Origin of the sequence: Microbacterium sp. ZW T2_14 (assembly GCF_044987405.1) — a bacterium.
In the GTDB taxonomy this organism is placed as follows: Bacteria; Actinomycetota; Actinomycetes; order Actinomycetales; family Microbacteriaceae; genus Microbacterium.
In genome coordinates this window covers 12,810-25,753 of record NZ_JBJDRK010000017.1, presented here as the reverse complement: position 1 = coordinate 25,753, position 12,944 = coordinate 12,810, and the positions used below count along the sequence as shown (strand labels likewise).

14 protein-coding genes are annotated in these 12,944 nt (G+C 69.4%); 2 read left to right on the top strand and 12 right to left on the bottom strand.

Annotated features, from left to right (window positions below):
• Window positions 1-190 precede the first annotated feature (190 nt).
• The 6 genes from ACI3KY_RS07975 to ACI3KY_RS07950 all read right to left on the bottom strand — a co-directional run bounded on the left by ACI3KY_RS07975 (window position 191) and on the right by ACI3KY_RS07950 (window position 5,048).
• Window positions 191-829, bottom strand: a complete 639-nt coding sequence (locus ACI3KY_RS07975; RefSeq protein ID WP_404929645.1) for a DNA-directed RNA polymerase subunit beta — start codon at window positions 827-829, stop codon at window positions 191-193.
• A 79-nt stretch (window positions 830-908) separates the two neighbouring features.
• Window positions 909-1,316, bottom strand: a complete 408-nt coding sequence (locus ACI3KY_RS07970; protein WP_194413346.1) for a VOC family protein — start codon at window positions 1,314-1,316, stop codon at window positions 909-911.
• Between the two features lie 94 nt (window positions 1,317-1,410).
• The gene (locus tag ACI3KY_RS07965) at window positions 1,411-1,818 is read right to left on the bottom strand and encodes a helix-turn-helix transcriptional regulator (RefSeq protein WP_404929644.1); all 408 of its coding nucleotides are present in this window, start codon (window positions 1,816-1,818) and stop codon (window positions 1,411-1,413) included.
• 49 nt (window positions 1,819-1,867) lie between these two features.
• Window positions 1,868-2,677 carry an anti-sigma factor domain-containing protein gene (locus ACI3KY_RS07960; RefSeq protein WP_404929683.1) on the bottom strand — a complete coding sequence of 270 codons (810 nt, stop codon included), beginning with the start codon at window positions 2,675-2,677 and terminating at the stop codon, window positions 1,868-1,870.
• Window positions 2,677-3,279 carry an ECF RNA polymerase sigma factor SigK gene (sigK, locus tag ACI3KY_RS07955; protein ID WP_404929643.1) on the bottom strand — a complete coding sequence of 201 codons (603 nt, stop codon included), beginning with the start codon at window positions 3,277-3,279 and terminating at the stop codon, window positions 2,677-2,679. Before sigK ends, ACI3KY_RS07960 begins: the two co-directional genes overlap by 1 nt.
• 38 nt (window positions 3,280-3,317) lie before the next feature.
• The gene (locus ACI3KY_RS07950) at window positions 3,318-5,048 is read right to left on the bottom strand and encodes a cytochrome c biogenesis protein DipZ (protein ID WP_404929642.1); all 1,731 of its coding nucleotides are present in this window, start codon (window positions 5,046-5,048) and stop codon (window positions 3,318-3,320) included.
• Between the two features lie 211 nt (window positions 5,049-5,259).
• Between ACI3KY_RS07950 and ACI3KY_RS07945 the strand changes: the two genes are divergently transcribed.
• The gene (locus tag ACI3KY_RS07945) at window positions 5,260-5,922 is read left to right on the top strand and encodes a fasciclin domain-containing protein (protein ID WP_404929641.1); all 663 of its coding nucleotides are present in this window, start codon (window positions 5,260-5,262) and stop codon (window positions 5,920-5,922) included.
• 192 nt (window positions 5,923-6,114) lie between these two features.
• Window positions 6,115-7,536 carry a protein kinase domain-containing protein gene (locus tag ACI3KY_RS07940; RefSeq protein ID WP_404929640.1) on the top strand — a complete coding sequence of 474 codons (1,422 nt, stop codon included), beginning with the start codon at window positions 6,115-6,117 and terminating at the stop codon, window positions 7,534-7,536.
• Between the two features lie 7 nt (window positions 7,537-7,543).
• On the opposite strand, the gene ACI3KY_RS07935 is transcribed toward ACI3KY_RS07940, so the two are convergent.
• The 6 genes from ACI3KY_RS07935 to ACI3KY_RS07910 all read right to left on the bottom strand — a co-directional run bounded on the left by ACI3KY_RS07935 (window position 7,544) and on the right by ACI3KY_RS07910 (window position 12,897).
• Window positions 7,544-8,011: a hypothetical protein gene (locus tag ACI3KY_RS07935; protein ID WP_404929639.1), complete on the bottom strand. Its 468-nt coding sequence runs from the start codon at window positions 8,009-8,011 to the stop codon at window positions 7,544-7,546.
• 506 nt (window positions 8,012-8,517) lie between these two features.
• Window positions 8,518-8,823: a hypothetical protein gene (locus tag ACI3KY_RS07930; protein WP_404929638.1), complete on the bottom strand. Its 306-nt coding sequence runs from the start codon at window positions 8,821-8,823 to the stop codon at window positions 8,518-8,520.
• Window positions 8,820-9,269: a GNAT family N-acetyltransferase gene (locus tag ACI3KY_RS07925; RefSeq protein WP_404929637.1), complete on the bottom strand. Its 450-nt coding sequence runs from the start codon at window positions 9,267-9,269 to the stop codon at window positions 8,820-8,822. Before ACI3KY_RS07925 ends, ACI3KY_RS07930 begins: the two co-directional genes overlap by 4 nt.
• Window positions 9,270-9,297: 28 nt before the next feature.
• The gene (locus ACI3KY_RS07920; protein ID WP_404929636.1) at window positions 9,298-9,972 is read right to left on the bottom strand and encodes a DNA alkylation repair protein; all 675 of its coding nucleotides are present in this window, start codon (window positions 9,970-9,972) and stop codon (window positions 9,298-9,300) included.
• A complete protein-coding gene (locus ACI3KY_RS07915; RefSeq protein ID WP_404929635.1) occupies window positions 9,962-10,552 on the bottom strand; it encodes an isochorismatase family protein in 591 nt (196 codons plus the stop codon). Before ACI3KY_RS07915 ends, ACI3KY_RS07920 begins: the two co-directional genes overlap by 11 nt.
• A complete protein-coding gene (locus ACI3KY_RS07910) occupies window positions 10,549-12,897 on the bottom strand; it encodes an MMPL family transporter (protein WP_404929634.1) in 2,349 nt (782 codons plus the stop codon). Before ACI3KY_RS07910 ends, ACI3KY_RS07915 begins: the two co-directional genes overlap by 4 nt.
• Window positions 12,898-12,944 lie beyond the last annotated feature (47 nt).

Here is a 12,944-nt window from a genome sequence, read left to right as displayed (position 1 = left end):
GGCGAGTCCGCCACCGGCTCTCAGCCCTGTTTCCCACCCGGCATCCGCTCGCCGACGACTTTCTTGGCGACTCGCCAGACCGACCCGGACGCGCATTTTGGCGACTCGCCAAGAACCCACCACTCACACGCGCATTCTGGCGACTCGCCAAGAGCGATCCGCCCTGTCGCGGGTTGAGCGAGCGGATGCCTCAGCTCAGGGCGTCGCGGCGCCACAGCGCGGCGCAGGCCGAGAGATCGGCGGCGTAATCCGACAGGCGCAGAGCGCGTGTCGTGAAAGTCGACGCGCGATCGGGCTCCGTCGTCTCGTAGTCGTCGGCGACGTGCGTGGCGCCGGACGCCTGCACACGGCAGAACGCGGCCGCACGGTCGAGAGCAACAGCGAAATCGCCCTGGAACAGGCCCCGCAGGATGGTGTCGACCAGGGCGACGAGCTCGTCGGGTCCGGCGGGAGAAGGCGCGCCGGCCACGACGTCGTCGGCGGAGGCGAGCTCCGCCCGGCCGCGCTCGTACAGGAGCGCGGCCGTGCGGGGGTCGTCGTGGATCATGAGCTGCACCAGGTACAGCCGCCACAGCGCGCCGGGCAGCGTCTTCGCGGGCGAACGCGACCACAGCTCGGCGAGGTCGTCGATGCCGTGCTCGTCGGTGAACGAGACCAGCCGCTCGACGACGCCGCCATCGGGGTCGGCCCGCACCCGCGAGAGCAGGGCGTGCGCGGTGGTGTGCGCGACGCGGGAGACCTCGGCCGGGTCCTCGGCTGCGAAGGCCCGGTCGAAGACCTCCGCCGGCCGTCGGACGGGCTTGTGGAACTCCCTGGACGAATCGCTCATTCGGTCCAGGCTACCCGCCGCGGCGAGCACCGGCTCGCGCTGCATCGCGGCTGCCCAAGGCAGGCACATGGCGCCCTGCTCAAACCTGGTTGATGCGGATGTGGTTGCCGGCCGGGTCGCGGAACGCGCAGTCTCGCGGTCCCCAGCCCTGTTCCTTGGGCTCCTGGAGCACCTCCGCACCGAACGCGCGCAGCTGCTCGAAAGTCCCGTCGAGGTCGCTCGTCGTGAAGACGTAGGGTCCGGGGCCGGATCCCTTCACGACGAGGCGCTGGAGCGCCTCGCCATCGTCGGGCGAGCGGCCCGCCGACGGGTCGGATACGACGAGCGACAGCCCGGGCTGGCCGGGGAAGCCGAAGCTCACCCAGCGGTGACCGTCGTAGGAGACGTCGTTGACGACCTCGAGACCGAGGCCGTCGCGGTAGAAGGGGATGGCGGCGTCGACGTCGTCGACGGTGATGGGGCTGTATGCCAGAGCGATGTTCGTCATGCCTGCCACGCTACGAGCCTCCGCGAGCGCGCGCTTCTCCGATCCTGCTCGGTTCACCAGCAGCGACTCGGGCGCTGCGCTGAGCCGATTCGCGTCAGACGTACCGCGTCGGCCGGGTGAGGATCTTCGCGACGCACAGCGGCATCGCCTCGGCGGCGTCGTGCGAGCGCGAGCGGTACGAGCTCGGGGTCTCTCCCGCGATCTCGGTGAACGTCGAGCTGAACGAACCGAGCGACGTCGCACCGACGGCGGTGCAGGCATCCGTCACCGAGACGCCTTCGCGCAGCATCGCCATCGCCCGTTCGATCCGCCGGGTCATGAGGTACGCGTACGGGGTCTCGCCGTAGGCGGCCTTGAACTCTCGCGAGAAGTGCGCGGGCGACATGAGCGCCTGGGTCGCCATCGTGGGCACATCGAGGGGCTCGGCGTAGGCGCGGTCGATGAGATCGCGAGCGCGGCGGAGGTGCGCGAGCGTCTGAGTCGTCTGCGGGGCGGAAACCACGTACTTCAGGCTACCGGGATCATCAGGCCCCGCCACCGGCCTCCTGGCCTCACGCGGTGGGGATCTTCACGATCGGCTCCGTCGACGGCTCGCCGGTCGGCGAGCCGCCCTGCGGCTCGATCGTCACCGCGATGACATCCCCGGGCTCCACGGAGCCGTCGAGCACCGCGGTCGCCTCGCCGTCCGTCGAGTCGAAAGTCCCCGCCGACACGGCGGTGCCGTCGCGCACGAACCACAGCTCGAAGCTCTCGTCGTCGGCGATCTGCGGAAGTCCCTGCGACACGAGAACCGCCTTGCCGACCGATTCCGACCAGTGCGCCGTCGCCGTGCCGCCGTCGGTGACCTCGACCGTCGCCGACTGCGCGTCGGGCGCATCCTCGATCTGCTGCAGCGCGACGACCTCGGGGGGCCGGTTGACGTAGTCGTTGAGCATGGCCGCGCCGAGCCCCAGCGCCACGAGCAGCACCAGCGATGCCGCGAGTCCGAGGATGCCGCGGGTCCAGCGGCGCCGCGAGGCCGCCTGGATCACCGCGGTCGCCGGCGGCGGTTCGGCCGCGGGCTCATCGCGGCTCTCCGACCATGCCGCGACCGGTTCGGCGGCGGCCGCGGCTGAGGCGTCCATCGCGGGCAGCTGAGGCGTCGTGGCGATCTGCGCCAGCAGCGTCGACCGCAGGGTCAGCGGCGGCGAGGCCTCGGCGACGGTGTCGGCCAGGGCGGCGGCGGTCGCGGCATCCGCGTCCACCAGCCCCTCCCACTCGGGGTGCCGGCGGCGCGCGGCCTCGAACGCCTCGCGGTCGGCGGGCGACAGCGCGTTCAGCGCCGCGCCTGCGGCGAGCTGGGCGAACTCCTCCTCGTCCATCACGCGGTCACCCCCATCTCTGCTCTCAGGCGGGACAATCCGTCCCGCATCCTCGTCTTGATCGTGCCCAGCGGCGCTCCCACGAGGGCCGCGATCTCGCTCTGACTGTAACCCCCGTAATACGCCAGGGTCAGCGCTTCCTTCTGGGCGTCGGGCAGTGCCGACAGCGCGGTCGTCACCCTCTCCCCCTCGATGCGCAGCTCGACCTGTTCTGCGACCTCGTCATGGGCTACGCCGAGGTCGCGGAATCCTGCCCGCACGTCGCGATCCGTGCTCGACTGCGAGGCCCGCACACGGTCCACAGCCCGGCGGTGCGCGATCGTGAGGACCCACGATCTCCCCTGACCTCTGTTCGGAGCGAACCGCGATGCGGATTGCCACACCTCGAGGAAGACCTCCTGCAGCACCTCCTCGCTCTGCGCCCGGTCCACCAGCACCCGCAGGATCAGACCGAAGACGCGAGGCGAGAGCAGGTCGTAGACGCGCGCGAAAGCTGCCTGGTCGCCGGCCGCCACCCGCAGCAGCAGCTCTCCGATGCGGTCGACCGGTTCCGTGCCGTCCTCCGGCACGTCGATCCCGTCGATCACCATGTCCACCAGCATGCCCTACGTCACCTCCCCCGACCTGACCGCACGCGGCATCAGCCGAACGTGAACGAGTAGACCTCGACTCCCGGCGAGACCAGCACGTCCAGCACGTGAGCCGCCTCGTCCTCGGTCTCCGCAGCGGCATACGAACGGGGCGTGCCCGACACGGCCAGCGTCTCCTCCCGGCCGTCGTCCAGACGCACGCGCACCTCGCCCTCGCCGGCGAGCACCATGCGGACCTCCTCGGCATGGAACTGCAGACGGATGCCGCCACCTGCGCTCCCCGACGGGGTGGCGTACTGCGTCTCCACCCGCCACGCGCCGTCCAGGGCGAACGAGTCGGCCGTCTGGTCGTCCGGTAGCCGGTACTCCCCCTCGCCCGCGCGATATGCCGGCTCGCCGGCGTAGTTGACGTCCTTCGCCGATCCGAGGAACGTCTCGCGCGTGCGCGTGCCCGCATCCGGGGTGTCGTCGGCGACCTCGGTCGCCTTCGGCAGCGCCACACCGGGGTCGGCGTCCTGCAGCAGCTCGCGGATGAGCTTCTCGGTCGCGGCGTAGTTGCCCTCGCCGAAGGCGATGTGCCGTACCGTCCCCTCTGCGTCGATCAGGTAGTGCGCCGGCCAATAGCGGTTCCGGTAGTTCGTCCACGTCGACAGGCTGTTGTCCAGTGCCACCGGGTACGTGATGCCGAAGTTCCGCGCGCCTGCGGCGACGTTCGCGGCATCCTTCTCGAAGGCGTACTCGGGTGAGTGGATGCCGATCACCTGCAGTCCGGCATCCCGATAGGCGTCGTCCCACGCGACGACATGCGGGATGCTCCGCTGGCAGTTGATGCAGGAGTACGCCCAGAAGTCGATCAGCACCACCTCGCCACGCAGGTCCGCGAGATCGATCGCCGCGCCGTCCGGCGTGTTCAGCCACCCGTCGATGCCGCGGATGCTCGGCGCCGCACCGCAGGACTCGAGCTCCGCCGCGCCGTTGGTGCACTTGTCGAGATCCCGGTTCTCGTCGGTGACCAGACCGCCCAGGTCGAGCGCCCGACGCGCGTCGGGATTGTCGGTGAGCTGACGCTGCACGCCCGCCGTGTAGTCGGGCACGAGCCGCTGGAGAAGCTGCGGCACGTTGAACACGAGCCCGACGGCGAGCGCGAGCATGGCCACGCCGGCGGCGATCCGCAGGCCGCGCTCGTGCGTGCGGAACGCGCGGATGCGCTCGACGAGACCGCGGCCCGCCAGCGCGAAGAAGAGCAGGGGGATGCAGACCCCCACCGCGAACGAGAGCGTCAGCACGACCGTGCCGAGGTCGACCCGGCCGGTCGAGCCGGCGACGATGATCGCAGCCAGCACCGGCCCCGCACACGGGACGAACACCGTGCCGAGCGCCAGCCCGACGCCGTAGCCGCTCCCGCCGTTCTGCACCTCGGAGCGGCGCGCCAGCCGCTGGAACGGCTTCTCGAGCAGCCGCTCGAACCGCGGCACCAGGAGTCCGATCCCGATTAGCACCAGCACGGCGATCCCCGCCCAGCGCAGCACGTCCTGCGGCAGACCGAGCAGGCCGAGCAGGAGCGACCCCAGCAGCGTCACGAGCGTGAAGCTGGTGACGAGCCCGGCGATCACGAGGTACGGCCGCCACCGCGATGCGGGAGCAGGTGCGTCGGGTGCATCCGACGAGAACCGGGCGGACTGCGCGCCGCCGGTCAGGAAGATGACCGGCAGCACCGGCAGGATGCACGGCGAGATCCCCGTGATGAGTCCGCCGAGCAGACCGATGATGACGAGCTCCATGCGTCCCCCTAGGTGTCACGGGGTTGTTCGCTCCGGAGCCCCGTTCGGATTGGTCAGGCGACGGGATGCGGGCGTGCTCGAGATCGGCATCCGATTCTTCCAATCCGTTCCGCCGACCCCTCCGAAGACACCGTGTAGCCGCTCCTGCGGCACGCTCCCCGCACCGGGGGCCACCAGACCGCGGTCGCACGACCGCATGGAGGAGGAAGACATGTCTCGCACCACCAGGAAGCGTCTGTCGGCCGGGCTCGCTCTCGCCGTCGCCGCGACCTTCGCGCTGTCCGCCTGTTCGATGGGCGGCTCGGCCGCCGAACCGTCGGCCGAACCGTCGACACCCGCGATGGAGTCGAGCGAGGAGCCGATGGCGGCCGACCCCGCCGCGGACCTTGTCGGCCCGGGCTGCGCCGCCTATGCCGAGGCCGTGCCGGACGGCGACGGCTCGATCGAGGGCATGTCCGCCGATCCCGTGGCGGTCGCGGCATCCAACAATCCGATGCTGACCACCCTCACTGCTGCGGTGAGCGGCCAGCTGAACCCCGAGGTGAACCTCGTCGACACCCTCAACGGCGACGAGTTCACGGTGTTCGCGCCGGTCGATGACGCCTTCGCCGCGATCGACCCCGCCACCATCGAGGCGCTCAAGACCGACACGGCCACGCTGACGTCGATCCTCACCTACCACGTGGTGCCCGGGCGGATCGAGCCCGCCGACATCGCCGGCATGCACACCACCGTGCAGGGCGCCGATCTCGAGGTGACCGGCAGCGGGGACGCCTGGATGGTCAACGATGCGAACGTGATCTGCGGCGGCGTTCAGACGGCCAACGCCACTGTGTATCTCATCGACGCGGTCCTGATGCCTCCGGCACAGTGACCGAGGCCGGCTTCGGCCGGCTTGGGGGGCGGTGAGGCCGCCGGCGTCTGCGAGGTGACGCCGGCGGCTTCGTCGCGCATTGCACGCGATCGCGCAAGAGTCAAGGCCGTGGGGCCGATCAGTCGCCCTGTCTAACGTGAGAGGAGGCCTGGGGTTGCGCCGGAGGGGTGCGGACGCCAGGTGGGAGGACACGTGACAGACCTGCGCGCGTCGGAGGAGTTGTCCACCGGCGAGATCTTGGACGATCGCTACGTCCTGCATGAGCGTATCGGCGAGGGCGGGATGGCCCGCGTCTATCGCGCAGAAGACACCCACCTCCAACGCTCGGTGGCGGTGAAGGTGTTCCGCGAACCCACCGACGGCATCGACTCCGTGGAGCGCGCACTGTCAGAGACGACCCTCCTCGCCTCGCTGAGTCACCATTCCCTCGTCACCGTGTTCGACGCTCGCGTCGGCGCGGGCGAGACCAGTTACCTCGTCATGGAGCACGTCGACGGGATCACCCTGCGGGACCTCATCGCGCGCGGACCCGTCGATCCGAAGATCGTCGCATCGATCGCGATCGACATCGCGGAGGGCCTGCATGTCGCGCACGAGCACGGGGTCGTGCATCGCGATATCAAGCCCTCGAATGTGCTGCTGTGGTCATCTCCGCGACCCGGATGGGAGTGGCGCGCGAAGCTCGCAGACTTCGGCATCGCGTACTTGATGGACACGGCACGTGTGACCACACCAGGGGTCATCGTCGGCACCATGGCGTACGTGGCGCCCGAGCAGGCGCGAGGGGTCCCGCCCGCCCCGGCCGCCGACATCTATGCGTTCGGTCTGCTCCTGATCGAGGCGCTGACCGGCGAACGCCCTTTCGGCGATGCAGAAGGCATCGGCACCGTCGTCGCACGGCTGTCGTCGGCACCCGAGATCCCGGAGTCGCTCCATCCGTCTTGGCAGGGGCTGCTGCGCGGGATGACGGCGATCCGGCCGGACGACCGGCCCACCGCACTAGAGGTGGTGACGGCGGCATCCCGCCTGGCTGCGATGGAGAACACCGTCGCCCGCGCAGCAGCCGACCCGTCGACCGTGCCCGTCGCGATGCCCGTCACCGACCCCACCAAGGTCTTTCCCAGCCCTGCCCTTCTCGCGGGTCCCCAGGGCGCGCTGGCGAGTGGAATGCTCCGCCGCGATGCTCGTGCCGCCGCGCTTGCGTCGGCAGATTCAGCACAGACGGGCACCTCGGCATCGGTCCCGACCGTTCCGGAGGATCATCGGCGCCCCTCACGTCGTGCCCTGATGATCGGTGTGGTCGTCGCTGCTCTGCTCGCGATCGCACTCGCGCTCGGCACGGTGCTGATGGCGAACAGCTGGTCTGCCGAACCGAACCCCGCACCCGCATCGCCCACGGAGGAACTGGCTCCGCCGGTTCCCACGGAGGAGGCTCCGGTCGAGGAAGCGCCGGCCACCGTGCCCGCGGAGCAGCCGCCGGCGGACCAGGTGCCGCCGGCGGACACGGGCGGCGGGGACGTCAACGACAACAGCGGCCCGGGGAACAACAACGGCAACGGCAAGGGCAACGGCGGCGGCAACAGCGGGCGTGGCAACGGCAACGGCAACGGCTGAGCCGCGTTCAGCCCGAGGCCAGATCGTGCATCGCTCGCGATCGCCAGTTCTCACCGACGCGTTCAAGCGTCGCGATCGCATGGCAGTTGCGGCACCTCACGTCGCACTTGGCGATCTCTTCCGACAGTTTCGCGATGCTGAACCCCTGCTTGACCATCGCCATCACGTCCTTGCGCTTGTCAGCGCCCGGTCTGTGGTCGAAGTCGAGTACGCGCAGGTCGGCGACGCCGCAATCCACGCACGGGTGAGCGCGTAGGTAGATGACCAGGAACGCCTTCGCCTCGGCGCGCCGCTTCGCGGTGCGTTCCACGATGACCCGTACGTGATGTTCACGATTGCGCGCGTAGTACGCGCGCGACGACCGGCGGTTGCACTCACGGCATACCTCCTGGAGCCCGTCGGGTCTGGACGCCTTCCGGTTGAACTCGTCGAGCGGCTTCGCCCGTCCGCATGAGCCGCAGTTCTTGCTCATCATGGTCTCGTCTCCTCCGCCGACGCACTCAGAGATGGTCACCACAGCGTAGAAGGGACCTCCGACGCGCCGACCATCCACGACGCCTTGCTAGGGTGGAGGCGCCCCTATAGCTCAGTTGGTTAGAGCAACGGACTTCAACACAACAAAATGGAGCGCCGGCGCCGAAATGCGCCGGATGACCGCCGCTATATGCTGGAACACCCTGAGAGCCCGAGGTACTCGCCAGGCGTCTGAACGACACCAGGCAGTGAAAATCCGAGGGATTGGGCAATCAGCAGGTAACCGCAAGGGAACCTCAGAGACTACACGCGGCGCACCTGACCGGTCCGGCCGAAGGTGAAGATATAGTCCAGACTGCAAGCCGGAAACGGTGGCTGGGGAAACTCAGTGCAGCAGGTTAATCCGTGGGTCCAGGGTTCGAGCCCCTGTGGGGGCACCACCGCGTCCGACCCGACGCCGCACAGGCTTCGTCGACTCGCTGGCGCCGCACGACGCGGCGCAACTGATCAGCGGGCGATCGCGGCGGCGATCAGCCAGACGATGATGCTGAGCACGAGCGCGATGAGCGGATACCAGAACGCGGTTCGCCGACGCGAGAGTGCGACGATGCCGACCACGGCGCCGAGCACTGCGAACGCGAGCGGCAGATAGCCGCCGAGCACGATGGCGAGCGTGTTGTCGTAGTTGCCTATCGCCCACAGCAGCGAGACGAAGAAGAGCACCACCGACGCGCCGACAGAGAATCCGATGAGCAGCAGCGTGGCGACCAGGTCGCCGATGCGACGCTCGGCGGGGGCGACATCGCTCGTCATGATCCGAGACCGATCTCGTAGTGGACGAAACCGGTGCCGGTGGCCACGCGGTCGTAGAGCGTTCGTGCGGTGGCATTGGTCTCGTGCGTCAGCCAGTACACCTTCGCCGCTCCGTGTTCCCGCGCCCAGCCGGTGACGTGTGCGATGAGCGCCCGCCCCGCGCCCGTCCCCCGGGTGTCGGGTGCGACGAACAGATCCTCGAGATAGCAGTACGGGGTCGCCGACCACGTTGCGGCATGGGTGAGCCAGTGCACGAGACCCACAGCCTTCCCCGCCTCGTCGGTCGCGAGCGCGCCGTGGATCGGGAACTGCGGGTCGATGAGTCGATGCCAGGTGAGCTCGGTCTGCTCGTCGGAGAGAGCGGACTCGTAGAACGTGAGGTAAGCCCGCCAGAGCGGCAGCCAGACGTCGTGGTCGGCAGGGGCGAGGGGACGGATGGCGGTCACGAGACCCGAGGCTATCGGGTCGCGGGCCTCACGCGAGGGCGGTGATCGCGGTTCGGCGCGCGGGGGCGCTGAGATCCGCTCCGCGACGGTCGAGGAACGCCTCGAGCCGGCCGCGATCGACCCGCCCGATCTCGCGCAGCGCCACGCCCACGTTCGTCTGCACGAGGTGCTCGGGATCGGCGGCGAGCAGCTCGCAGAGCGCGAGCGGGTCGTCGAGGTCGCCGGAGCGGATGATCCAGAACGCGGCAGTGATCGCCGTACGACGCTGCAGCCAGTCGCCGGAGCGAGCGAGGTCGAACAGCACGTCCCGCGGCCGATCGAGCAGGTACCCGCCCAGCACGCGAGGAGCGGCGCGATCGATGAAGTCCCACGTGTCGATGCGGTCCTGGCGCCGCATCCAGAGCTCGTACAGGGCGGCGCGGTCCGGGTTCTTCGCGCGGGCCTGGAAGTCGAGGATGGAGACCGCCACCATGCGCATCTCGTACGCATCCGTATCGAGGAGCCGGTCGACCTCGGACAGCGGCATCCGTTCATTCGACTTGGCGATGTCGAAGACCGTGCCCATGCGCACGCCGATCACCTCGGTGCGCTCGTCGCTCATACGCCTCCGGATCTTCGCCTGTTCGTCAGCGGATGCCGCGGCCTCGAGCGCCGTGCGGACGCCCTCGGCCGTGAGTGGCCCGCGGGCGGGCTCAGTCACCACCGGGGAGACCGGAGGGACGGAGTTCGGCTCCCGCGTGCGCTAGCTCGGCCATCGCGGCATCGCTCGACTCCGCAGCGACGCCCGCGACGAGATCCGTCAGAACCCGCACGTGTCGCCCGTGCGCGATGGCATCGAGGGCCGATGCGCGCACGCAGTAGTCCGTCGCGATGCCGGTCACGTCGACATCCACCACACCGTGCTCTTCGAGCAGGTGCGCCACGGTCACGCCGTCTTCGGTCGTGCCCTCGAACAGTGAATACGCGGGCCGGCCCTGCCCCTTCTTCACGTGATGTGTCACGGCGGACGTGTCGAGGCCGGGGTCGTACTCTGCGCCCTCGGTGTCGCTCACGCAGTGCGCCGGCCAGGTGTCGACGAAGTCGGGTTGCGAGCTGAAATGCCCGCCGTTGTCGCCCTCGCCGTCATGCCAGTCGCGCGAGGCGACGATCACGGCGTACTCCTCGGCGTGCGTGACGAGGTACTCCGAGATGCGCTGGGCGACGGCGTCCCCGCCTTCGACACCGAGCGCACCGCCTTCGGTGAAGTCGTTCTGGACATCGACGATGAACAGCGCCTTGCTCATGATTCGAGCGTACGCCTGTACTCCTCACGGGTGAGAGGGTGTCCGTCGTCTGCGACCACCTCGGCGTCCGTGGCGGCCGGCAGCGGCACCTGGACGGGGTCAGCGGCCGGTGCGGGGGTCAGCTCCGGCTCGGTCCCCGAACGTGTGGCACGACCTGCCTCCGGCCCCCGCCTCGCCAGCTTCGACGGCCACCAGATCGCCCGGCCGATGTCGTACGACAGCGCGGGAACGAGAAGCGACCGCACGATGAAGGTGTCGAGCAGCACGCCGAAGGCCACGATGAACGCCAGCTGCGCCAGGAACAGGATCGGGATGACACCCAGCGCCGCGAAGGTCGCTGCGAGCACGAGACCCGCCGACGTGATGACGCCGCCCGTCGCGACCAGCCCGCGCAGGATGCCCGGTCTGGTGCCGTGCACCAGAGACTCCTCGCGCACGCGTGACATCAGGAAGATGTTGTAGTCCACACCCAGGGCGACGAGGAAGACGAACCCGTACAGCGGCACGGCCGGATCGGCCCCGGGGAACCCGAACACCTGGTTGAACACGAGCGCGCTCACGCCGAGCGCCGTCGCGAACGACAGGATGACGGTCACGATGAGCAGCACCGGCGCCAGGATCGACCGCAGCAGCAGCATCAGGATCAACAGGATCACGAGGAGGATGACCGGGATGATGACGGTCCGGTCGCGGGTCGACGTGTCGTTCGTGTCGATGTCGGTCGCCGTCTCGCCGCCGACGATCGCCGTCCCGGCACCCAGGGCGTCATCGAGGTCGACGCGCAGCTGCCGCACGGTGTCTTCGGCTGCCACCGAGTCCGCGGCATCCGTCAGCGTCCCGATGACGAGGACGTCGCCCTCGGCGACGGTCGCCTCCGGAGCGGGCGTGCCGGGCGGGCCGACCGCGGTGAGCACGGCCTCACCGTCTTCGACCTCGACGGCTGCCTGCCCGGTCGGCGAGTCCTCGGAGGCGACGGCCACGGATTCGATGCCGTCCGACGCCTCGAGCACCTCGACCGTGTCGGCGAGGTCCTCCTCGGGCACGATGACATACGCCGGCGAACCGGACCCCGCCGGGAAGTGCTCGGCGAGCACCTCCTGACCGTCCCGCGCTTCGGATGCCCCGAGCACGAGGTCGCTCGTGGGCACACCGTCGGCCTTGAGCTGCGTGATCCCCAGGGCACCTGCCAGCAGCACGATGGTGCATGCGATCCACACGACGCGCGCGTTGCGCGCCACGAACCGCGCCTGTCGCGGCCAGAGACCCTTGACCGGCTGGGTCAGATCGTCGGGGATCATGGCCAGCGGCTGCCTCGGGATGAACGGCCAGAACGCGGCGCGCCCGCAGAGGGCCAGGAGCGCCGGCAGGAACGTCAGCGCCGACAGCACCGAGAAAGCGATGCCGATCGATGCGATCGGCCCGAGCGCGCGGTTGGTCGCCAGGTCCGACAGCAGCAGGCACAGGAGGCCCGCGATCACCGTGCCACCGGACGCCAGGATCGGCTCGAACGCTCCCCGCCACGCCGAGAGCGTCGCCTCCCATTTCGACGCGCCGGTCGCGATGGATTCTCGGAAGCGCGCGACGTACAACAGTGCGTAGTCGGTCGCGGCGCCGATGACGAGGATGAACAGGATGCCCTGCACCTGCCCGTTGAGCACGACGATGCCGGCGTATGCGAGCCACCACACGGTGAGCAGCGCGGCGCACAGGGCGAACATCGAGGTCAGGAGCACGAGGACCGGCAGCAGCGGCGAGCGATAGACGATCACGAGGATCAGGAAGACGGCGATCAGCGCCACACCGAGGAGCAGTCCGTCGATGCCGAGGAAGCCCTCGACGAGGTCTGCCGTGAAGCCGGCAGGCCCGGTGACCCACGCCTCGAAGCCGTCCGGAAGCTCCTCCGCCACCAGGGTCCGGATCGCCTCGACGGTCTCTCCGACTTCACCGGAGGCATCGATCGGGACGAAGATCTGCACCGCCTCGCCGTCCTCCGAAAGGATGGGCGGCGACACGTCCTCCTGCACGCCGTCGATGCCGGCGATGTCGTCGGCGAGCGCCTGGATGTCGGCGACGTCCTCATCCGACAGGTCGCCGTCGCCGGTGACGACGACGACGGCCGGGATGCTGTCCTCGCCGAGGAAGTCCGCGAGGCGCTCGTTGACCTGCGTCGCGTCGGCTCCCTCGGGTAGGAAGCTGGACCGGTCGTTGGTCGAGACCTCGTCGACCTTCCCGAAGTACGGCCCGCCGAGGGATCCCACGGCCAGCCAGATCAGCACGAGCACGGCGGGGATGCCGATGCGGAGCCAACGTGAGGGACGGCGGTTCGCGTGGTGAGGCGAGGACATATCGCTAGCTTATCTAGCGAACTGAGTTTCGTGAAACGTAATTCGGA

What these genes read in the sequence shown, in the direction of transcription:
- ACI3KY_RS07975 (WP_404929645.1), bottom strand. Translation starts at nt 829, where the DNA reads ATGAGCGATTCGTCCAGGGAGTTCCACAAGCCCGTCCGACGGCCGGCG.
- ACI3KY_RS07970 (WP_194413346.1), bottom strand. Translation starts at nt 1,316, where the DNA reads ATGACGAACATCGCTCTGGCATACAGCCCCATCACCGTCGACGACGTC.
- ACI3KY_RS07960 (WP_404929683.1), bottom strand. Translation starts at nt 2,677, where the DNA reads ATGGACGAGGAGGAGTTCGCCCAGCTCGCCGCAGGCGCGGCGCTGAAC.
- sigK (WP_404929643.1), bottom strand. Translation starts at nt 3,279, where the DNA reads ATGCTGGTGGACATGGTGATCGACGGGATCGACGTGCCGGAGGACGGC.
- ACI3KY_RS07950 (WP_404929642.1), bottom strand. Translation starts at nt 5,048, where the DNA reads ATGGAGCTCGTCATCATCGGTCTGCTCGGCGGACTCATCACGGGGATC.
- ACI3KY_RS07945 (WP_404929641.1), top strand. Translation starts at nt 5,260, where the DNA reads ATGTCTCGCACCACCAGGAAGCGTCTGTCGGCCGGGCTCGCTCTCGCC.
- ACI3KY_RS07935 (WP_404929639.1), bottom strand. Translation starts at nt 8,011, where the DNA reads ATGATGAGCAAGAACTGCGGCTCATGCGGACGGGCGAAGCCGCTCGAC.
- ACI3KY_RS07930 (WP_404929638.1), bottom strand. Translation starts at nt 8,823, where the DNA reads ATGACGAGCGATGTCGCCCCCGCCGAGCGTCGCATCGGCGACCTGGTC.
- ACI3KY_RS07915 (WP_404929635.1), bottom strand. Translation starts at nt 10,552, where the DNA reads ATGAGCAAGGCGCTGTTCATCGTCGATGTCCAGAACGACTTCACCGAA.
- ACI3KY_RS07910 (WP_404929634.1), bottom strand. Translation starts at nt 12,897, where the DNA reads ATGTCCTCGCCTCACCACGCGAACCGCCGTCCCTCACGTTGGCTCCGC.